Annotated in this window: 20 protein-coding genes and 1 pseudogene; 15 read left to right on the forward strand and 6 right to left on the reverse strand. The window is 49.3% G+C overall.

Annotation, left to right across the window (positions count from 1 at the left end; genetic code table 11):
• The first annotated feature begins 15 nt into the window (after positions 1 to 15).
• Both BMY09_RS04615 and BMY09_RS04620 read left to right on the forward strand, forming a co-directional pair.
• Positions 16 to 450, forward strand: a complete 435-nt coding sequence (locus tag BMY09_RS04615) for a Panacea domain-containing protein (protein ID WP_091354632.1) — start codon at positions 16 to 18, stop codon at positions 448 to 450.
• Positions 450 to 857 carry a hypothetical protein gene (locus BMY09_RS04620; protein ID WP_091354635.1) on the forward strand — a complete coding sequence of 136 codons (408 nt, stop codon included), beginning with the start codon at positions 450 to 452 and terminating at the stop codon, positions 855 to 857. The genes BMY09_RS04615 and BMY09_RS04620 overlap by 1 nt, the downstream gene beginning before the upstream one ends.
• Positions 858 to 915: 58 nt before the next feature.
• Here BMY09_RS04620 and BMY09_RS04625 read toward each other — a convergent pair whose 3' ends face one another.
• The 3 genes from BMY09_RS04625 to BMY09_RS04635 all read right to left on the reverse strand — a co-directional run bounded on the left by BMY09_RS04625 (position 916) and on the right by BMY09_RS04635 (position 4423).
• Positions 916 to 2073, reverse strand: a complete 1158-nt coding sequence (locus tag BMY09_RS04625) for a Shedu immune nuclease family protein (protein WP_091354638.1) — start codon at positions 2071 to 2073, stop codon at positions 916 to 918.
• Positions 2074 to 2542: 469 nt separating this feature from the next.
• Complete coding sequence (gene rsmD / locus BMY09_RS04630) at positions 2543 to 3151, reverse strand: 16S rRNA (guanine(966)-N(2))-methyltransferase RsmD (RefSeq protein ID WP_091354642.1); 609 nt, start codon at positions 3149 to 3151, stop codon at positions 2543 to 2545.
• A 36-nt stretch (positions 3152 to 3187) separates the two neighbouring features.
• Positions 3188 to 4423: a peptidase M16 family protein gene (locus BMY09_RS04635; RefSeq protein ID WP_091354645.1), complete on the reverse strand. Its 1236-nt coding sequence runs from the start codon at positions 4421 to 4423 to the stop codon at positions 3188 to 3190.
• A 164-nt stretch (positions 4424 to 4587) separates the two neighbouring features.
• On the opposite strand from BMY09_RS04635, the gene ftsY reads away from it, so the two are divergent.
• The 8 genes from ftsY to trmB all read left to right on the forward strand — a co-directional run bounded on the left by ftsY (position 4588) and on the right by trmB (position 11186).
• Positions 4588 to 5883, forward strand: coding sequence for a signal recognition particle-docking protein FtsY (ftsY, locus tag BMY09_RS04640; RefSeq protein WP_175483440.1), 1296 nt, complete (start codon positions 4588 to 4590; stop codon positions 5881 to 5883).
• Positions 5884 to 5960: 77 nt separating this feature from the next.
• Positions 5961 to 6623 (forward strand): cell division ATP-binding protein FtsE, encoded by a 663-nt coding sequence (gene ftsE, locus BMY09_RS04645; RefSeq protein ID WP_091354648.1) that lies wholly within the window; start codon positions 5961 to 5963, stop codon positions 6621 to 6623.
• Positions 6613 to 7632, forward strand: coding sequence for a permease-like cell division protein FtsX (ftsX, locus tag BMY09_RS04650; protein ID WP_091354651.1), 1020 nt, complete (start codon positions 6613 to 6615; stop codon positions 7630 to 7632). The genes ftsE and ftsX overlap by 11 nt, the downstream gene beginning before the upstream one ends.
• Before the next feature lie 284 nt (positions 7633 to 7916).
• Positions 7917 to 8774 (forward strand): RNA polymerase sigma factor RpoH, encoded by an 858-nt coding sequence (gene rpoH / locus BMY09_RS04655; protein WP_091354653.1) that lies wholly within the window; start codon positions 7917 to 7919, stop codon positions 8772 to 8774.
• A gap of 121 nt (positions 8775 to 8895) precedes the next feature.
• Entirely contained in the window at positions 8896 to 9276 is a 381-nt protein-coding gene (locus BMY09_RS04660; RefSeq protein ID WP_091354656.1) for a DUF423 domain-containing protein, read from the forward strand.
• A 16-nt stretch (positions 9277 to 9292) separates the two neighbouring features.
• Positions 9293 to 9493 (forward strand): sulfur carrier protein ThiS, encoded by a 201-nt coding sequence (thiS, locus tag BMY09_RS04665; protein ID WP_091354657.1) that lies wholly within the window; start codon positions 9293 to 9295, stop codon positions 9491 to 9493.
• Positions 9494 to 9554: 61 nt separating this feature from the next.
• Positions 9555 to 10352 carry a thiazole synthase gene (locus tag BMY09_RS04670; protein ID WP_091354660.1) on the forward strand — a complete coding sequence of 266 codons (798 nt, stop codon included), beginning with the start codon at positions 9555 to 9557 and terminating at the stop codon, positions 10350 to 10352.
• Positions 10353 to 10457: 105 nt separating this feature from the next.
• On the forward strand, positions 10458 to 11186 hold the full coding sequence (gene trmB / locus BMY09_RS04675; protein ID WP_091354662.1) for a tRNA (guanosine(46)-N7)-methyltransferase TrmB: 729 nt from the start codon (positions 10458 to 10460) through the stop codon (positions 11184 to 11186).
• Positions 11187 to 11227: 41 nt separating this feature from the next.
• On the opposite strand, the gene BMY09_RS04680 is transcribed toward trmB, so the two are convergent.
• On the reverse strand, positions 11228 to 12124 hold the full coding sequence (locus tag BMY09_RS04680; RefSeq protein WP_091354664.1) for a hydrogen peroxide-inducible genes activator: 897 nt from the start codon (positions 12122 to 12124) through the stop codon (positions 11228 to 11230).
• Positions 12125 to 12273: 149 nt separating this feature from the next.
• Here BMY09_RS04680 and ahpC point away from each other — a divergent pair, with 149 nt between their 5' ends.
• The 3 genes from ahpC (at position 12274) to BMY09_RS22115 (ending at position 14870) form a co-directional block, all read left to right on the forward strand.
• Complete coding sequence (gene ahpC, locus BMY09_RS04685; protein WP_091354667.1) at positions 12274 to 12837, forward strand: alkyl hydroperoxide reductase subunit C; 564 nt, start codon at positions 12274 to 12276, stop codon at positions 12835 to 12837.
• 92 nt (positions 12838 to 12929) lie between these two features.
• On the forward strand, positions 12930 to 14543 hold the full coding sequence (ahpF, locus tag BMY09_RS04690; protein WP_091354671.1) for an alkyl hydroperoxide reductase subunit F: 1614 nt from the start codon (positions 12930 to 12932) through the stop codon (positions 14541 to 14543).
• Between the two features lie 153 nt (positions 14544 to 14696).
• Positions 14697 to 14870 (forward strand): hypothetical protein, encoded by a 174-nt coding sequence (locus BMY09_RS22115; RefSeq protein ID WP_175483441.1) that lies wholly within the window; start codon positions 14697 to 14699, stop codon positions 14868 to 14870.
• A 206-nt stretch (positions 14871 to 15076) separates the two neighbouring features.
• Here BMY09_RS22115 and BMY09_RS04695 read toward each other — a convergent pair whose 3' ends face one another.
• Both BMY09_RS04695 and BMY09_RS04700 read right to left on the reverse strand, forming a co-directional pair.
• On the reverse strand, positions 15077 to 15436 hold the full coding sequence (locus BMY09_RS04695; RefSeq protein WP_091354673.1) for a hypothetical protein: 360 nt from the start codon (positions 15434 to 15436) through the stop codon (positions 15077 to 15079).
• Between the two features lie 136 nt (positions 15437 to 15572).
• Positions 15573 to 15752: pseudogene (locus BMY09_RS04700) on the reverse strand (IS3 family transposase); the annotation flags it as partial.
• Between the two features lie 103 nt (positions 15753 to 15855).
• Between BMY09_RS04700 and BMY09_RS04705 the strand changes: the two are divergent.
• The gene (locus BMY09_RS04705; protein ID WP_091354677.1) at positions 15856 to 16566 is read left to right on the forward strand and encodes a transposase; all 711 of its coding nucleotides are present in this window, start codon (positions 15856 to 15858) and stop codon (positions 16564 to 16566) included.
• A gap of 798 nt (positions 16567 to 17364) precedes the next feature.
• Positions 17365 to 17988 carry an SEL1-like repeat protein gene (locus BMY09_RS04715; RefSeq protein WP_139203135.1) on the forward strand — a complete coding sequence of 208 codons (624 nt, stop codon included), beginning with the start codon at positions 17365 to 17367 and terminating at the stop codon, positions 17986 to 17988.
• Positions 17989 to 18415 lie beyond the last annotated feature (427 nt).

Here is an 18415-nt window from a genome sequence, read left to right on the forward strand (position 1 = left end):
ATATAGGAGGACTTTATGGCAAATTTACAAGATGTTGCTCAGTACTTCCTTTACTTGGATGGCACCAATGAAGGGGATGGAATCTCAAATTTGAAACTGCAAAAGCTGGTCTATTATGCCCAAGGCTTTTATAGCGCAATATTTGATAAGCCTCTGTTTAATGAAGATATTTCAGCTTGGACTCATGGTCCGGTGGTTCCCGATTTATACCATCAGTACAAGCAGTGCGGTAGCAATCATATACCCCCAGTAAATGACTTTGACGCAAGCTCTTTGGAAAAGGATGAGCTTGAGCTTATTGAAGAAGTTTTTGAAGTTTTTGGCCAATACTCGGCATGGAAGTTACGAAACATGACTCATGAAGAGTCTCCGTGGCTTGATCATGAAGCTGACGCAGGTGTTATACCTAAAAAAGTCATAACCGAGTACTTCAAAACACGCATCAATTAATGGGCAGAATAAAAAAGCAAAAAACCAAGCAAGGAAGCTTGGTTAAATCTGTGGAACCCTCTAATTACGATCAGAAGCCGCCGATCTTCTCTCTAGAGAAGCTTCAGCCAGGAAAATATTGTCTCTCTGAGCTTGATCAAGAAAATAAGGCGATGTTTGCCGATGCTATTTTTCGCAGAAAGAACTTAACTTGGAATGATATTAAACGTGCCGACAGGCATGGGTTGGGTACTGAAAAAATTGCTAAGAATGCAATTAAAGCCCCTATTCCAAAGTTCATAACTGACGATATGGAAACTTACCTAGTCTTTAGATATCACGGCTTAAAGCCAATGGTTGGATATAGGCAACGAGACGTTTTTTATGTCTTGTGGTTTGATTCAGACTTCACGCTATATGATCACTAATATCGCTCTCTGCGGAAACAGGAGCGCAGTGTAAAAATTGTCGGACAGCAGCGCAATATTAGCTTTGGTTGTGCTGGACAATGAATTTTGCACGTTCATAAAGTTCATCGAATGTAATAATTTCAGGGTTAGATGTATTTTTACGAAGCAGCTCAAATGACCTCAGTTTGTCTTTGTTCACGCCTTGCTCCGATACAAATTCACCCATACTACCAATTACCAAATAGGATTTAGGTTGGTAATTATAAATTTCTTCGCCAGTTGGATTACCTTCACTATCACTGGGGTTAATTCTGCTAGATAGATTTTCTACTGCGGAGGCTACAGTACCTTGGACTTGCGCGATGGCACCAGCCAATTCTTTTGACGGCGCCCAGCAGCCAGATCGATAAGGCTTAGCCTCTAGTAGAGCAGTCGTGTGAGTCTTAATTTCAACAAAGCATAGATTGGAAATAATACCTTTTGTTTTCATAAGCGCATCAACACGCTTACCATGCGAATCTACACTATGCCCTTGGACTACTTGTTCTAACTTTCTATCATCGAGGCTGGACAAGAATATGTAACCTAGCCCATAACCAAATACCCAAGGGTTCTTTTCAAAGTACTTTTGCCATAAAGCTTCATTTGAACATTTCTTTCTATTCTTTAAACCGTCGAAGTAGCTTTCGTCATTCAGAAGATTGCAATAGACACTTAACTGCTTCTTTCGGAAGCCTACCGCAACAAGGTCTTCTGTTGTTACTTCGGATTTTAGTGCTTCAGCAAACAGCGCCTGATTTTCAGTAAGAAAAGCTTTTGCCTGATGAGTGGTTAAAGCTATTTTCCGAAGTTCCTCATCAGTAATGTTTACTTTGGCTCTGTTCTTGAAATCTACAGACTGAATATTTGCTAGAAATTCACAGAACCGACCTATTTCTTCACCTACAAATGAAAATCCAGACCCATAAGGATGTCCTGTTTCTGATACAAACTTTTGGACAGATAAGACGAAGGTTTGCCTGGTGTCTTCTAAGAACTTCGCTGTTATATAAGTTTTTGCGTCTAGCTTCTTTCTTAAAACTACCTCGTCGCGCTCCTTTACATATTCATAGCCGTCTTCAGAGGGTAGAATTTTAGATGCGATACGAACTCTTCGCTCCTTGTCACCAAAGGCTTGGAGTGATGGACTTATATAGGTCTTGCCCGGCAAGGGGTTTTGGTAATCGTCATCCATAATTTCGATTTCTACTCCGCGAAGCTAACAATTTTTTATTCAGCCCCTACAAGCTTCAAGTTTTGCTACCTCGGAAGGTACATTTCTTTCTAGGGGCGGGTAAAAGGTGTATCGCAGCAGCTGTAATATCAGGAATGTTTGGTTAAATATTCCAAGGCAAGGGCTGCCAGAGAGGAAAAAAGGATCAATGGTATTCATCCTGAATATCCGTCTGGACTGTCTTGAACGCCTGGCCGGGCTTCACAGACCAATCAAAATTACAGACTACGATACGGGTACTTCAGTTACCCACCAGATTTAACTATATCTCAGTAGTCCTGACGATTGCTACAAGCGCTTTTTCCGAGCAAGGAAACGCAGTTTCCGTCGAGCCACGAGCAACGGCTCTTTTGGAAAGCTGTTTTTCTGTGCTTTTTCTAGCAAGGAAACGAAGTTTCCGTCTAGCTACTAGCAGCCGCGTAGCGGCGATCTAGCTCCTTTTGTAAAGTCGATAGGTAACCTGTCCGGCGGTTTTTTCCCGATACAGTTGCCAGTTATCCGGCACCCTAGGGTCAGTGAGTTCTTTTTCGGTTTCCAGGTAGATCATGGCGTTGTCTGTCAGCATGCTTTTCTGTTCCAGCAACAGGCAGCACTGTTCGGCCAGGTCTTTGCGGAAGGGCGGGTCGATAAACACTACATCGAACTGAACTTCGAGATCGCTGCTACGTTTTTCCAGCCAGTCGAGCGCAGAACCGGTGATCAGTTCGGCATACTGGGTTTTCAGGTCCTGTATGTTTTGTCGCAGCTGCCGGATTACCGTTGACGAGTTGTCGATCATGGTGACATGGGTGGCGCCGCGGGAGAGGGCTTCGAAGCCCAGTGCACCGCTGCCGCTGAACAGGTCAAGACAGCGTCCGCCGGGGATATACAGGGCCAGCCAGTTGAACAGGGTTTCCCTGACCCGGTCGGGGGTGGGTCTGAGGCCTTCAATTTCAGGGAAGTTCAGCTTTCGGCCACGCCACTCACCGCCAATAATGCGTAGCTGTTGGTTTCCTGAACTGATTTTCTGCGAGCTTCGCTCTGGGCGGCGTCTGGCCATGTTTATTCCTTACTGTACTGTCGAACCCGGTATTGGTCAGTATGCCGGCAGGGTTATCTGATAGCGGCCCGGGTTGTTGAGAAAACTGCTGATTGTTTGCCGAACCTGGCTGTTGCTGGTTTGCCTGAGTCGGGTGTCGAAGCTGTTCAGGTAGTCAGTGGGTAATTGATAGAAGGCGATGGTATCCAGCATCCCCAACTGACTGTCTGTCTGTTCCATCAGCGTATCGAAGTTTGTTTGCAGCGTGGTGCGGGCCTTATCGATCAGTTCATCGCTGAGTTGCGCCTGCAATGACTCCAGCAGCGCTGTCAGATCGGTATCGGCTTTGATCCCCGGCCCCTGCAGAATCATAGCGAGATAGCCCTGCTTGTCCAGTGATTTCCAGATTAGTCGTGAAGTTGCCTGGTGTTGCTGCAACAACTGTTGCAGGGTTCTCACCGCCAGCAGTTCAGAGAGGAAATCCTGCTGCTGTCGTCCGGGCAGGGCGATTCCCCACAGTTTGTAGGTTTGATTACTGACCGGCTCCAGCTGAACCGGCGTTGGCGTAAGGGGTGTCGGTGTAAGACTGGGAGTAATATTGCTTTCCTTTAATAACGGCGCCAGGGTTTCGGCTAATGCCGCGACATCAGGCCCTTGCAGGGTCAGGGTCATCGCTCCCGCCGAGGTGCTGCTGCGGTAAAAGTCGGCAAAGCGTTGCAGCGGGTGCACGGACAGCGGACCGTTAAGCAGGTTTCTGAAGCGATTGAGCAGGCGGCTTTCAGGATCTTTCAGGTTGAGATACTGTTCCGCTTCCAGTCGCTCCCAGCGTTTTTCAAGATCGTCGCCGGGCTGATAATTGCTGAGTTGCTGTAACAGCGTAGTGGTCATCTCTGCTATTGCTGCGTGCTCCCCGCTGCGGTCTGCTGGCAGGGTTACGGCGATGGTTATGCGATCATCTGATGCTTCAGAGGCTAATTTTGCCCCGAGTTGGCTAAACGGCGGCTGTGTGGCTAACCCTGCCAGTTGCTGCTGCAGCTGTTGCAGTAACAGTTGTTGCAGAAGTTGCTGATCGCCATTGATCGCGGCGCCGGTGCGCAGGAGAAATCTCAGCTGGAGGTAGGGGGCTTTATCCTGACTAACGTAGTAGACCGGACTCTCAGCCAGCTTCTGTATACTGATGAAATCCCTGGATCGGTTCTGGCCCGCCGTCAGCAGTACGATCGCAATTGCAACGATCCAGACAATGACCTTCAGGTAGGTTCGGTTGAATAGTGGGGATTTTGCTTCCGGCATCGGTTGTTCCTGGTCATTTTCTGGCCTGTTTTCAGTGCCCCAGCCGGTCTTTACTATGGTAAGATAGGCGGCCTAAATGAAACATACAGGACGACTCGCAGTTGGAACAGGGACTACCCTGTTTTTTTGCATCTTCAGCGCCTGACATCGGACAGTAATCAAGCATGTTTAAGAAGCTTAAATCAATTTTCAGTTCTGAGAAAGATGATACTCAGAAAGCCCTTCCTGAGGAAGACGGTGTACAGACTGCGGTCACTGAGCAGCCGCTGGCTGACTCTTCTGATCTCACTGATGAGGCGGTTGAAGAGACCGTTCAGGAGCAGGCCGCAGATGCGGTTGTGGTAGCGCCGGAGCCTGCAGACGAACAACCTGATACACCCGTTCAGCAGGAAACGGCCGCTGAGCCGACAACGGCTGAAGCGGAGTCTGTCAGTGACGCTGAATCAGAGCCTGATATTGTGTCCGGGGCCGTGGATGAGTTGCCAGCGGTTGTTGAGTCTGAAGCGGTTGCTGAGTCTGAGGTGAAGCCTGAACCAGAACAGAAAACCGGTTTCTTTGGCCGCATTAAAGCGGGCCTGAGCCGTACCAAAGCAAACCTGACCGAAGGGTTGGGTGATCTGTTTCTGGGGGCCAAGCAGATCGATGATGAGCTGCTGGAAGAGATTGAAACCCAGTTGCTGCTGGCCGATGTGGGGGTTGAGGCGACTACGGAGATCATCGGTAAACTGACCGAGCGGGTGAAACGGAAACAACTGGCGGATGCCGACGCCCTCTATACCGCACTGAAAGATGAGCTGGCATCTCTGCTGGAAAGCGTCGAAAAACCGATCGATTTCAGCCAGAGTAAAGGCCCGTTTGTGCTACTGATGGTGGGGGTAAACGGAGTGGGTAAAACCACCACGATCGGTAAACTGGCAAAAAAATATCAGGCGGATGGCAAGTCGGTGATGCTGGCTGCGGGGGATACCTTCAGGGCCGCCGCAGTTGAACAGCTGCAGGTGTGGGGTGAACGCAATAACGTACCGGTGGTGGCGCAGCATACCGGTGCTGATTCTGCCTCGGTCCTGTATGACGCATTGCAGTCGGCACAGGCGAAAAATATCGATGTGCTGATTGCCGATACCGCGGGTCGCTTGCAGAACAAAGATAACCTGATGCAGGAGCTTGAAAAGGTGGTTCGGGTGATGAAGAAACTCGATCCCGAAGCGCCCCATGAGGTGATGCTGGTGCTGGATGCCGGCACCGGACAGAATGCGATGAGTCAGGCCAAACTGTTTAAAGAAGCGGTGGGTGTCAGCGGTATCAGTCTGACCAAGCTGGACGGCACGGCAAAAGGCGGTATTATCTTTGCCATCGCTAAGCAACTGGACCTGCCGATCCGTTATATTGGCGTCGGTGAAAAGGTGGATGATCTGCGACCCTTTAAAGCAAAAGAGTTTGTAACCGCTCTGTTTGACTGAGGTTGACGGATCTCCTGAAGGTCGGTTGAAAAACCGCTAAGCATAAGATTTCGAGCTCTCTCTAAGGTAATCAGCCTGTGATCAGTTTCGACAATGTAACCAAGCGCTATCCCAATGGCTATGATGCCCTCAGTCAGGTGAGTTTCAGTCTTGATAAGGGTGAGATGGCGTTTCTGACCGGCCACTCAGGGGCCGGCAAAAGTACCTTGCTGAAGCTGTTGATGCTGATGGAGCGTCCCTCGAATGGTCGTGTACTGGTGGGTGATCAGGATCTGGCCAGTCTGGCTAATAGCCAGATCCCCTATCATCGTCGCCGGGTTGGCGTGGTGTTCCAGAATCACCAGCTGCTGTTTGACCGCTCAGTGTTTGATAACATCGTTCTGCCGCTGCGAATCTGTGGCTTTGACCCTGCAGATGCTGCCCGCCGGGCGCGTGCCGCGCTGGATAAGGTGGGTTTGCTGAGTAAAGAGAAGCTCAATCCGGTGGTGCTCTCCGGTGGTGAACAACAACGGGTCGGTATCGCCCGGGCGATTGTACACAAGCCCCAGTTTCTGCTGGCGGATGAGCCGACCGGAAATCTTGACCCTAAGCTTTCAGAAGAGGTGATGCGGTTGTTTCAGCAGTTTAACCAGGTAGGTACCACGGTGCTGATTGCCAGCCACGATCTGGGGCTGATCGCACGGATGCCCCATCGGGTGATAACCCTTAATCAGGGCAGGTTGGTCAGCGATGGAAAATAATCTGCGCCGCAAAGGGGCTGTCCGCGTCGAACCCAATACTAAACGGGATGCCAGGGTTCACCGGGGCGCCGAGCACCATCGTCTGAATGTGGCCGATCGCAGTCGTAGCTATCTGCGTCACCATGCAGAGGTGGCGCGGCAATCCTATTTTTCGCTGCTGGCGCAGCCGCTGACAACCTTTATGACGCTGGCGGTGCTGGCGATCGCCCTGGCATTGCCCGGTGCTCTGTATACCGGGCTGAAAAACATTCAGCAACTGGGAAGTGGCTGGGATGGTGATCCCCGGGTCGCTCTGTATCTGAAACAGAGTGTGACGGAGGCCGAAGCGGAGACTCTCAGTCGCGAGTTGCTGCTGCGTGATGATGTCGCTGCCACGGAGCTGATTACCGCTACCCAGGGGATGCTGGAGTTTAAGTCGATGTCCGGTTTCGGTGATGTGTTTAACTTTCTTGATACTAACCCGCTGCCAGCGGTGGTGATGGTGATGCCCCGGGATCTGTCGGTGGCGTCAGTGCCGCTGCTTCAGACTAAGCTACAGGCATTACCGCAGGTGGATGAAGCGGTGGTGGATATGGCGTGGGTACAGCGGCTGGCGGCCTTTGTGGTGTTGGCTGAACGGGCGGTCTGGGTGCTGGCGGCGCTGTTTGTGATGGCGGTATTGCTGGTGGTGGGCAATACGATCCGGCTTTCCATCGAGAGCCGGCGGGAAGAGATTGTGATCGCCAAGCTGGTGGGAGCCACCGATGCTTATGTCCGTCGTCCCTTCCTCTATGATGGTGTCTGGTTTGGTGTTGCCGGCGGCGTGTTTGCCTGGTTTCTGATTCAGCTCAGCCTGCTGCTGCTGAATGGCCCGGTCGGGCAGTTAGTGTCACTCTACGATAGTCAGTTCGAACTGGCGGGGCTGGGATTTATTGAAACAATCCTGTTACTTCTGATCAGTATACTGTTGGGGTTGTGTGGTGCCTGGCTGGCAGTCGGGCGACATTTGCGACAGATCCAGCCACAGTAATTATGCGTATACCGGTTGCGGTGAATGCTACGGTATAAGACCCAACGGGTCGTTAGCTGTAAGCTTCGAATTGTAAATATAGGTAAAGAGGCTAAACAGTCAGACTTGCCATCTGCTAATGTTGCCGTTATCTTAGTCGGTCCGCTAAACTGGTTATCGAAGGGTAATAGCGTTAATTGTTACCCGGTGCGGGCTTTATATAGCCGGAACTAATCTGGCAGAAGAGTGTCATAGCTGTAACTTATATCGACACCCTTGAAATGAATAAGTAATGAGGTTGAGAAATGGGCAAAAGCCTACGGGTCATTGAAGTATTATCTCCGGGTCAGAATCTGGAGGCGTATATACGTCAGGTGACTGCGATTCCTGTTCTCACGGTAGAAGAGGAGCGCGGACTGGCTGAACGTCTGTATTTCGAGAACGATCTTGAAGCGGCGCGTCAGTTGGTACTCTCTCATATGCGATTTGTGGTCCATGTGGCTAAATCCTACTCCGGTTATGGCCTGTCCCAGGCTGACCTGATTCAGGAAGGCAATGTTGGACTGATGAAAGCCGTTAAGCGGTTTGACCCCACCATGGGGGTTCGTCTGGTCTCCTTTGCGGTGCACTGGATCAAGGCGGAGATGCATGAGTTTATTCTGCGTAACTGGCGCATTGTAAAGGTGGCGACCACCAAAGCGCAGCGTAAGCTGTTCTTTAACCTGCGCAGCAAGAAGAAAAACCTGGGTTGGCTGACCAACGATGAAGTAACCGCGATGGCCGGCGATCTGGGGGTTGATGAGCAGGTAGTGCGGGAGATGGAAGGCCGCATGAGCAGCACCGATATGGCTTTTGATGCGCCGGTGGGTGACGATGATGAGCGTGCTTATCAGTCTCCTGCTTACTTCCTCGAAGACCACAGTCAGGATCCTGCCAGCCAGTTGGAAGATTCTAACTGGGAAGCTGATTCCAATCAGCGTCTGAGCGAAGCGATGGAGCAGCTGGATGAGCGTAGCCGCGATATTCTGGTACAGCGCTGGCTGGGTGAAGAGAAAGCTACCCTGCACGAACTGGCCGCCCGCTATGAAGTGTCTGCCGAGCGGATTCGTCAGTTGGAAAAAAATGCCATGAAAAAAATTAAAACAGCGATGCTGGAAGCCTGATCACTCAGGATTCTGGTGTTGCCGGTTATCAAGCCGCCCTCTGCTGAGCGCGGCTTTTTTATTGCTTATCGCCACCGTTAAGCTTTGTTAGAATAGCCACCTCAATGTTCCGGAAGCTGTTATGTCTGCCCGTTTTGTCATTCTATGCACCGCGCTGAGCGGTTTTATCACCGTTGCCCTGGGAGCCTTTGCCTCGCATATGCTCAGAACACAGCTGAGCGAGCGGTTATATGAAGTGTTGCAAACCGGTATTCAGTATCAGATGTTTCATACCATGGCACTGTTTGGTGTTGGTGTGCTGATGCTGCGTCAGTCCGAACGGGGCCTGCGTCAGACCGCCGTACTGTTTATGGCAGGCATCGTGTTTTTCAGCGGCAGCCTTTATGTACTGGCGCTCTCGGGTCAGCACTGGCTGGGGGCGATAACCCCGGTGGGCGGTGTGCTGTTTCTGGCGGGCTGGTTAAATCTTGGCCGGGTCGCTATCCGGCAGTTAAGTGAATAAAAATGGATCAATCTCAATGCTGATACAGGTAAATGGTGACACTCTGGAGGTTCAGGAAAACACCTCTGTGGCGGGTCTGATCGACACGATGCAACTGGGTGAGCGTCGTGTTGCAGTCGAACTGAACCTGGAGATCGTGCCCCGCAGCCGGCATGCTGAAACCCTGCTGCAGGAAGGCGACCGGGTAGAAGTGGTGCATGCGATTGGTGGCGGCTGACCGGGTCCGACCGTGATGTGTATCTGAGCGAATATTACAGAATTTAACTGGGTAGAGAATAATGTCTGAACAACTGAACGATCCTTTGATTATTGCCGGCCGCAGCTTTCAGTCCCGTCTGCTGATTGGTACCGGAAAATACCGTGACCTGGAAGAGACCCGGCTGGCGATTGAAGCCAGTGGTGCCGAGATTGTCACCGTGGCGGTACGTCGCACCAATATCGGTCAGAATCCGGATGAGCCCAACCTGCTGGATGTGATCTCCCCGGATAAATACACTATTTTGCCGAATACCGCGGGCTGCTTTAATGCCGAAGATGCGGTGCGCACCTGTATGCTGGCCCGTGAACTGATGGACGGGCATGATCTGGTGAAGCTGGAAGTGCTGGGCGATCAGAAAACCCTCTATCCGAACGTAGTGCAAACCATCAAAGCCGCCGATGTGCTGGTGCGGGATGGTTTCAAAGTGATGGTTTATACCAGTGATGATCCGATTGTTGCCAAAGAACTGGAAGCTATCGGCTGTGTTTCTATCATGCCGCTGGGCTCTATGATCGGTTCCGGCCTGGGTATTCTGAATCCACACAACATCAATGTGATTATGGAAGACTGCAAAGTGCCGGTGCTGGTGGATGCCGGTGTTGGTACCGCTTCAGAAGCGGCAGTAGCGATGGAGATGGGCTGTGAAGCCGTGCTGATGAACTCCGCTATTGCCGGTGCCCGCAACCCGATTCTGATGGCTTCGGCGATGCGCAAGGCGGTTGAAGCGGGTCGAGAAGCGTTTCTGGCCGGCCGGATGCCACGGAAGAAATATGCCAGCGCCTCCTCGCCGATGGAAGGCACTATTGTCGGTAAATAATTGATTTAACGATGAGATCGCCGCAAGGCGGTCTCATCAGATGAAAGATTTCAGCAGCCTGATCCGTTGATCAGGCTGCTTTGTTTTAAGTGAGAAGCCAGACCGATGTCAGAAGAGAACAAAACTGAACAGCAGACCCCGGAGCAGTCGACCGGAGAAAAGTATATGCGCACCGTGAAAAGCTTTGTGCTGCGCGCCGGACGGATGACCGAAGGTCAGCAAAAGGCGATGGAGACTCAGTGGCCGCTGATGGGGCTGGAGCCGGATAGCGGCATGCTGGATCTGGCACAGGTGTTCGGCCGGGAAGCCCCGGTGGTGCTGGAGATCGGTTTTGGCATGGGTGATTCGCTGATCGAGATGGCTAAAGCTCAGCCGGAGAACAACTATATCGGTATCGAGGTACATCGCCCGGGTGTTGGCCGCCTGCTGAGTAACGCTGAAAAAGAGGGCCTGACCAATATCCGGGTGTTCTGTCACGACGCAATCGAGGTGCTGGCCAACTGTATCCCCGATGGCAGTCTGAGCACACTGCAACTGTTCTTCCCCGATCCCTGGCATAAGAAAAAGCACCATAAGCGACGCATTGTTCAGCCCGAATTTGCTGAGACCATCCGTAAGAAGCTCAAAGTCGGCGGTGTATTTCATATGGCCACCGACTGGGAAAACTACGCCGAGCATATGATGGAGGTGATGAGTGCGGCACCGGGCTATCGCAACGTTGCCGGTGAAAGCCAGTATTCACCTCAGCCAGAGTGGCGCCCGGTAACCAAGTTCCAGAAGCGGGGCGAACGTCTCGGTCATGGTGTCTGGGACCTGATGTTTGAGCGGATCTAAGGCCGCTGACAGCACTATAGAGTAGCGGAACAGGGCAAGTCTCAACTATCCTCCAGCGCCTTTTTGCATAACGCCATAAGCGCGTCGATGCTGTTCATACGGGTGTAGTTTGGCCGTATGACAAAAACGATCCGGCGGTGTGGCCCCGGTTCCTGCAGATGGATGGCGCTGAGGGACTGATTCTGTTGTGTCAGTTGCTTAAGCGCCATCTGTGGAATCAGGGTTGTGCCGATTCTGCCTTTCACCATCTGTATCAGAGTGTTCAGGCTGGTAGCACCAAAACCATGGTTGGCGGTTTGTGTCGGCAGTTTACACGCGGTGAGAGCGTGATCTTTAAGACAGTGCCCCTCCTTTAGCAGCATCAGATGGCTCTGCGCCAGTTCATTACTGCTAATCTCCTGCTGATCGGTATATTTATCGCCTTTCAGCGCAACCCAGTAGAAATCCTCCTGCCAGAACTCCAGGGTTAACAAACCATCGCACGGGAACGGCATGGCTAAAATAGCGGTATCGATCTCGCCCCGTCTGACCATATCAACCAGCACATGGGACTGTTCCTCGACAATATTCAGCTGGGCGTGAGGGTATTGTGTGCTCAGTAGCGGAAAGACCTCCGGTAGTAAGAACGGCGCAATAGTTGGTATCACCCCGACCGTGATCGGGTAGCTCAGTGGCTGCTGTTGATTCTCTGCAATGGTTTGCAGCTCATTCACCTGAACCATGATGCTGCGTGCCCGCTGCAACACATCCGCGCCCTGCGGGGTCACTAATACTTTCTTGTTGTCCCGCTCAAATATCTGCACACCTAACTGTTTTTCCAGCTCATTCAGCGCAGTGCTCAGCGCTGACTGACTGATATGACAATTTTCTGCGGCTTTCTTGAAGTGCAGTGTTTTCTCTACCGCCAGGGCATAGAGCAGTTGTTTGGTTGAGATCATGGTTGCTTTATCTTCATTAAACGGTTTGTAGTTCTAAATAATAGATCATAAAGATATATTTATTCAATTTTATCTATCAGTGGCTGGCTCATATACTGGGTTCATCTTTTCAACAACCACAAACACTTAAACAGATACCGGAGGCCACCATGGCACTTATCAACACACAGATTAAACCATTCACCGCCAGTGCATTCAAAAAGGGTGAATTTATCGATGTTTCAGAACAGGACCTGCAGGGTAAATGGTCAGTGTTCTTCTTCTACCCAGCTGACTTCACCTTTGTCTGCCCTACCGAACTGGGTGACCTGGCGGATCATTACGCGGAGTTTGAAGCCCGGGGTGTAGAGATCTACTCAGTCTCTACCGATACACACTTCACTCACAAAGCGTGGCACGAATCGTCCGATACTATCGGCAAGATTCAATACACCATGATTGGCGACCCAACCGGTACCCTCACCCGTAATTTTGAGGTGATGCGTGAAGGTCAGGGCCTGGCCGACCGGGGTACCTTTATCGTCGACCCAGAGGGGATCATTCAGGCGATGGAGATCACTGCAGAAGGGATTGGCCGCGATGCCACTGACGTACTGCGCAAGATTAAAGCGGCTCAGTATGTTGCTTCCCACCCGGGTGAAGTGTGCCCGGCAGCCTGGAAAGAGGGTGAGGCTACATTAGCGCCGTCACTTGATCTGGTTGGCAAAATATAACAACCGGTCAGACCGGTTATCCGCAACGCACCGGCTCGGTCGAACCTGAGCCGGTGCAGCGCAGAGATTAATAGGAAACAGGAGTGACCATCGTGTTAACCACAGAAATTTTACAAACAGTTAAAGGTTATACCGCGTTAATGAAAAAGCCGGTGACTTTTGTTCTGCAGACCGGTGCTCACAGCAAACGTCCGGAACTGGTGAGTTTTCTCTCCGATCTGGCGGGTGTGAGCGATAATCTCAGCCTGGAAGAGGCAGACCTGCCGGAGACTTTAAGAAGTCCGGTCAGTTTTCTGTTAAAGGCGGATGGCGAGGACACCGGTATCCGCTTCTCAGGCATTCCGGCGGGCCATGAGTTTAACTCACTGATTCTGGCGATTCTGCACGCTTCGGGAACCGATCTGAAGCTGGATGACAGTATCAGACAGACCATCAGCAGCATTCAGGAAACCCTCCAGTTTGAGGTGTTCATCAGCCTTAGCTGCCACAACTGTCCGGATGTGGTTCAGGCCCTGAATCAGTTTGCCCTGCTGAATCCAAATATCTCTGCGGAGATGATCGACGGTGGGCTCTATCCGGAGATTATTGCCGAGCGGGACATTCAGGGCGTTCCCAGTGTTTACCTGAATGGCGAGCTGTTCGCCAATGGTAAAGTGGATGCGGCGCAACTGATAGAGAAACTGTTACAGCGGGGAGCTTCTCAGGGGCAACCGGCAACGCAGGTGCAAACGCTGCCACTGCAGGATGTCACCGTAATCGGTGGTGGACCTGCCGGGGTCAGTGCGGCGATCTACAGTGCCCGTAAAGGTTTGAAAGTAACATTGATTGCGGATCGTATTGGTGGTCAGGTGAAAGACACCATGGATATTGAAAACCTGATCTCCGTGACCAAAACCACTGGTCCTCAGCTCTCAAACGCCTTGCAAGCACATATGGATGAGTATGATATCAACATCAAAGAGTACCTGAAGGTCACCGATATTAAGCAGGGTGATATTAAAACCGTCTCGCTGAGTTCGGGCGAGCAGATACAGACCAAAGTAATCATCGTGGCCACCGGTGCTAAATGGCGTGAGCTGGGCGTCCCCGGTGAAAAAGAGAATATCGGTAATGGTGTGGCTTACTGCCCTCACTGCGATGGCCCCTTCTTCAAGGGTAAGGATGTGGCGGTTATCGGTGGCGGAAACTCCGGTATCGAAGCAGCTCTCGACCTGTCGGGTATCGTCAACAGCGTCACCGTATTCGAGTTTATGCCAGAGCTGAGAGCCGATAAGGTACTGTTGGAAAAAGCCTACGCTAAAGCCAACATCGAGATACTGAAAAACGTTGCCACCAAAGAGATTGAGGCCACCAACGGTAAAGTCTCAGCGATCAGCTATGTGGATCGGGTGAGCGAGGCCGAGCAGCGCTTAGCACTTGATGGTGTTTTCGTGCAGATCGGCCTGGTACCCAACAGTCAGTTCCTCGACGGGCTGCTTGAGTTGAGCAGAGCAGGTGAAATCATCATTGATGAAAAGTGCCACACCTCAGAAGCGGGAATCTATGCCTGTGGCGATGTCACAACGGTGCCTTACAAGCAGATCATCGTCTCAATGGGCGAGGGCGCTAAAGCATCATTGTCAGCGTTTGAGTTCCTGCTGGCAGAAGGCGAGCAGCTTGACCGGGCCTACGCAGCGCAGAATGAGCAGACAACCTCTGTCGCATAAGCGGATAGACGACTTAGAACCGCACTCTCCAACAACGTTTTAACCGGTCTGATCGGCCGGTTAAAACGCTTTCTGACAAACACAATCTCACAGCACTTCTCGACCTGGACTTTATAGAATAAACAGGGACAGGCATTCTTAAAAGCAATTGTTATGCACCTGCCACCGATATTGAAAAGGCTCAAAATAGATCAGAAAGAATGGCTCAGCAACGTGACGCAATTTGAAATACTCTATCCCAAAAAATTCGCCACAAGCGGCGAGCAGTTCAAGCCGCCGGAGCATTTTAAACGCTCGGCTCAGGGGGTATCGGTCATCAGTTTATAACAGCTGAGGCGGAGAACTGGCTGAAAAACACGGTCGTCAGGGTCGTGTAGCCATCCGAACAGGTTTCTGGCTATCCCATCTCAGAAATAAAACTAAAACTCAAATTCAAAATGAATGGGAAGTGTCTTTTTAGAGGTGCTTGCCCCTGTCTTTTGAACTACTTATTGAAAATTCGTGGGGATACCGCAGTCCCTGCCCTCATTTATCTATCCATTTTGATCTCTCTTCCAAGTCTTAAAAATAGGGATCATTAGCTCAGGAACTACCTCGTATATAGTCTTATTAACGTCCGTCCTACAGGCAGCTTCCATGTTTTTAAAAAATATTTCCTTATCAAAATACTCAATAAATGAATTATTTTTTGTTATTAAATGACCAAATCCAGTAATATATCCAGCGACCCAAGAACGATATATTAAGCTTTGATTCCTGTTATTTTCCAAGGCATATATATAATCGTCGCATGATTTATAACCAACGCCGATAATGCCGAACAAATCTTCGTCTGAATGAGCAATAGCTGACTGCATTATAAAAAATAATACAAATAATCTTATAACTACCATCCTAATAGCCCCTCCTGGAACCTATCAATAGCATCCTCTGCTTTCATATAATTTCCTGTAGTTCTAATTTTCGGGATGAAATGATTTGTTACTGGCCCAATAGTAATGTGAGCTTCCCCCAAAATAACGGACTGATTTATTGAGAGACATGTTTCCTCTCATATTCTACCGGACTGATATAGCCCAGATACGAATGCCTGCGCTGTCGATTGTAAAAGACTTCAATGTACTCAAAAATACTTTGCTTGGCGACTGCTTTGGTCCGGTAATCTTCGTGATCAACCCATTCTGTTTTCAATGTACCAAAGAAGCTCTCCGATCAAGGGGTCTGCGATCAAGGGGTCAAAGTTGTTGGTTTTCGCTCACCCCTTTCTGTACTAGACTGATATACCTCAATTCTTATTTTCTGGAGGTCAGGGATGGCCCGATTACCCAGGGCGGCGTTGCCCGGAATTCCTCAGCATGTGACTCAACGTGGAAATAATCGACAGGCATGCTTCTTTGCAGAAGAGGATTATGCGGTTTATCTGGATCGTTTAAAGCATTATGCAGAACAGTATCAAGTTCTTGTGCATGCCTATGTTCTAATGACCAATCATGTACATCTGTTACTCACCCCGAAAACTAAAGAAGGGGTTAGCTGCTTGATGCAGGCTTTGGGCCGTTACTACGTGCGCTATATCAACCAGAGTTATCGGCGTTCAGGCACTTTATGGGAGGGGCGTTTTAAATCATCTCTGGTCGATAGTGAAAACTATTTTTTAATCGTCAGTCGCTATATCGAGTTGAATCCAGTACGAGCGGGGATGGTTGATTTTCCCGCCGATTATCTCTGGTCCAGTTACCACGCGACTGCACTAGGCAAAGAAATAGCTTTGTTTACACCGCACGATATTTACCTGGCGCTGGGAAGTACTCCTGCAGAACGTCAAACAGCTTATACCGCATTGTTCTCGGGCTTTATCCCTGTACATACGTTAGAAAGTATACGTAATGCTACAAATAAAGCGTGCATATTGGGCGGTGAGCGCTTTAAGGTAGAAATTGAACAGCAGTTAGGACGGCGAGTTCAAGTGGGCTTGCATGGTGGTGATAGGAGGTCTAAGGCCTATCAAGATCAACGACTCTGACCCCTTGATCGAAATAAAATTAAAACCTATATTCAATATGAATGGAAAGCGTGTTTTTTTATGTCTTTTTAAAGGAGCCTGTCCCTGTATTTATTGCGCAGTTTCCATTAACCAATATCCTTATCGTCTAACTTCCCCTGCACCTGAGCTTAGCATAGCTCGGCGCACAATAAATCTGACCCCTTTATCCGGGAATTAGTAATCCGCCAAATAATAAAATCACACCAATAACCAAACCAATAAACCTTTCTCCGTCATTGTTTGAGTCATATTTAATCACTTTGAAAACTAACACCATTTCCCTTTTAGAAACATATGATAAGATCAACCATGCCCCAAAATTAGATATAATGATATTCTCATATAAGCTATCTAGTGGCTTAATCATAAAGAGACTAACATCCAATACTAAAGAAATTACACAAAAAACCACCCAGAATTTCAAATTCATACCTATTGTTTAAATGGTTCAACTAATTCTTGCAGCATATTATCAACATAAGAGCCAGCATAGTAGTACATGGCGTGGTTGGTGGTTTATCCAGCGTGGCGCAAGGGGGGAGTTTCAGTGCTGGATTCTGGTCGGGGGCAATTGCTTCAGGAAGCTCTGCTTTAGGTGACTGGGCTATATCAGTCCGGTAGAATATGAGAGGAAACATGTCTCTCAATAAATCAGTCCGTTATTTTGGGGGAAGCTCAGACCGACCCCTTGATCGACCCGACTGCATGTATGATGAATAATCAGTGTAGAGGTATGAATCCACAATGGTCCGACCCAGATATAGTGAAATAGAAACTATGAAACGTATAATATTTTTTGTCAGTATTTTGTTTTCTTCTGTTGTATTGAGTGATGAAAGTAACAGTATTGATATATGCGAGTTGTCTAAGAAATCAATAAAGCATGAAGAAGCAAGAAGTTATTATATCTATGGGGATTGCTTATATAAAGGTGCGTTCGGACAAAGAGATCCAGAGCAAGCTGTAGAGATGTGGCAGAAAGCAATAATGCTAGGTGATACCCAGGCTGCGCTTTATTTGGGGGTACATTGGACCTTTCTTTCAAAAAAAAGGCACTCGGCTGGGCCATTGCTTTTAAAAATGTCATTGAGAGAAAATAAGCTGAAAGCATCCAGATATCTTGGACTTTACTTCTTGGACGATGGTAGCAGGCTTTATAGTTCGGCACCTGAGTGGGCTTTGTATTACTTAAATAACTCTTATAAAGAAGGGGACTATATATCTGCTTATCTTATAGCCTATGCCGTAGAAAATAAATTATTTAATCAAGATGTTGGTGATGTTTCTGATTGGATTAAGCGAGGTGAAAACCTTGATTCTAATAAGATTGGTTACAATAGAGTTATAGCAGAGCTCAAGGGGCTGGGATTTATAGATGAACGAATAGGTTCAGAGAAATAGGGGATAAATAGGGTCAGAGCCTGTGGTATCCCCGATCGATCAAGGGGTCAGAGTTGTTGATTTTCGCTAGACCCATTGAGCGATCAAGGGGTCAGAGTGAAGCTCCCCCAGTTTAACGGATACTTTTAATTAGCGACAATGTCGTCAAAGGAGTATCTCTATGACCAATCATGTACTCAACCTGAAAACGAAAACAGGGTTAGCTGCTTGATGCAGGCTCTGGGCCGTTACTACGTGCGCTATGGACAGGCACCTTTAAAAAACACGCTTTCCATTCATGTTGAATATGGGTTTTAATTTTATTTCTGAGATGGGATAGCCAGAAACCTGTTCGGATGGCTACACGACCCTGACCGATCAAGGGGTCAGAGTTGTTGATTTTCGCTAGACCCATTGAGCGATCAAGGGGTCAGAGTGAAGCTCCCCC

The sequence above is a fragment of the Amphritea atlantica genome, from assembly GCF_900111095.1.
GTDB lineage: Bacteria > Pseudomonadota > Gammaproteobacteria > Pseudomonadales > Balneatricaceae > Amphritea > Amphritea atlantica.

Bases quoted from the DNA above. Each gene is read 5' to 3' on its own strand.
- BMY09_RS04635 (WP_091354645.1), bottom strand. From the start codon at position 4,423: ATGCCGGAAGCAAAATCCCCACTATTCAACCGAACCTACCTGAAGGTC.
- BMY09_RS04695 (WP_091354673.1), bottom strand. From the start codon at position 15,436: ATGGTAGTTATAAGATTATTTGTATTATTTTTTATAATGCAGTCAGCT.
- BMY09_RS04660 (WP_091354656.1), top strand. From the start codon at position 8,896: ATGTCTGCCCGTTTTGTCATTCTATGCACCGCGCTGAGCGGTTTTATC.
- BMY09_RS04715 (WP_139203135.1), top strand. From the start codon at position 17,365: ATGAAACGTATAATATTTTTTGTCAGTATTTTGTTTTCTTCTGTTGTA.
- thiS (WP_091354657.1), top strand. From the start codon at position 9,293: ATGCTGATACAGGTAAATGGTGACACTCTGGAGGTTCAGGAAAACACC.
- ahpC (WP_091354667.1), top strand. From the start codon at position 12,274: ATGGCACTTATCAACACACAGATTAAACCATTCACCGCCAGTGCATTC.
- BMY09_RS04680 (WP_091354664.1), bottom strand. From the start codon at position 12,124: ATGATCTCAACCAAACAACTGCTCTATGCCCTGGCGGTAGAGAAAACA.
- BMY09_RS04625 (WP_091354638.1), bottom strand. From the start codon at position 2,073: ATGGATGACGATTACCAAAACCCCTTGCCGGGCAAGACCTATATAAGT.
- BMY09_RS04615 (WP_091354632.1), top strand. From the start codon at position 16: ATGGCAAATTTACAAGATGTTGCTCAGTACTTCCTTTACTTGGATGGC.
- BMY09_RS22115 (WP_175483441.1), top strand. From the start codon at position 14,697: ATGCACCTGCCACCGATATTGAAAAGGCTCAAAATAGATCAGAAAGAA.
- BMY09_RS04620 (WP_091354635.1), top strand. From the start codon at position 450: ATGGGCAGAATAAAAAAGCAAAAAACCAAGCAAGGAAGCTTGGTTAAA.
- ftsY (WP_175483440.1), top strand. From the start codon at position 4,588: ATGTTTAAGAAGCTTAAATCAATTTTCAGTTCTGAGAAAGATGATACT.
- BMY09_RS04705 (WP_091354677.1), top strand. From the start codon at position 15,856: ATGGCCCGATTACCCAGGGCGGCGTTGCCCGGAATTCCTCAGCATGTG.
- rpoH (WP_091354653.1), top strand. From the start codon at position 7,917: ATGGGCAAAAGCCTACGGGTCATTGAAGTATTATCTCCGGGTCAGAAT.
- BMY09_RS04670 (WP_091354660.1), top strand. From the start codon at position 9,555: ATGTCTGAACAACTGAACGATCCTTTGATTATTGCCGGCCGCAGCTTT.
- trmB (WP_091354662.1), top strand. From the start codon at position 10,458: ATGTCAGAAGAGAACAAAACTGAACAGCAGACCCCGGAGCAGTCGACC.
- ftsX (WP_091354651.1), top strand. From the start codon at position 6,613: ATGGAAAATAATCTGCGCCGCAAAGGGGCTGTCCGCGTCGAACCCAAT.
- rsmD (WP_091354642.1), bottom strand. From the start codon at position 3,151: ATGGCCAGACGCCGCCCAGAGCGAAGCTCGCAGAAAATCAGTTCAGGA.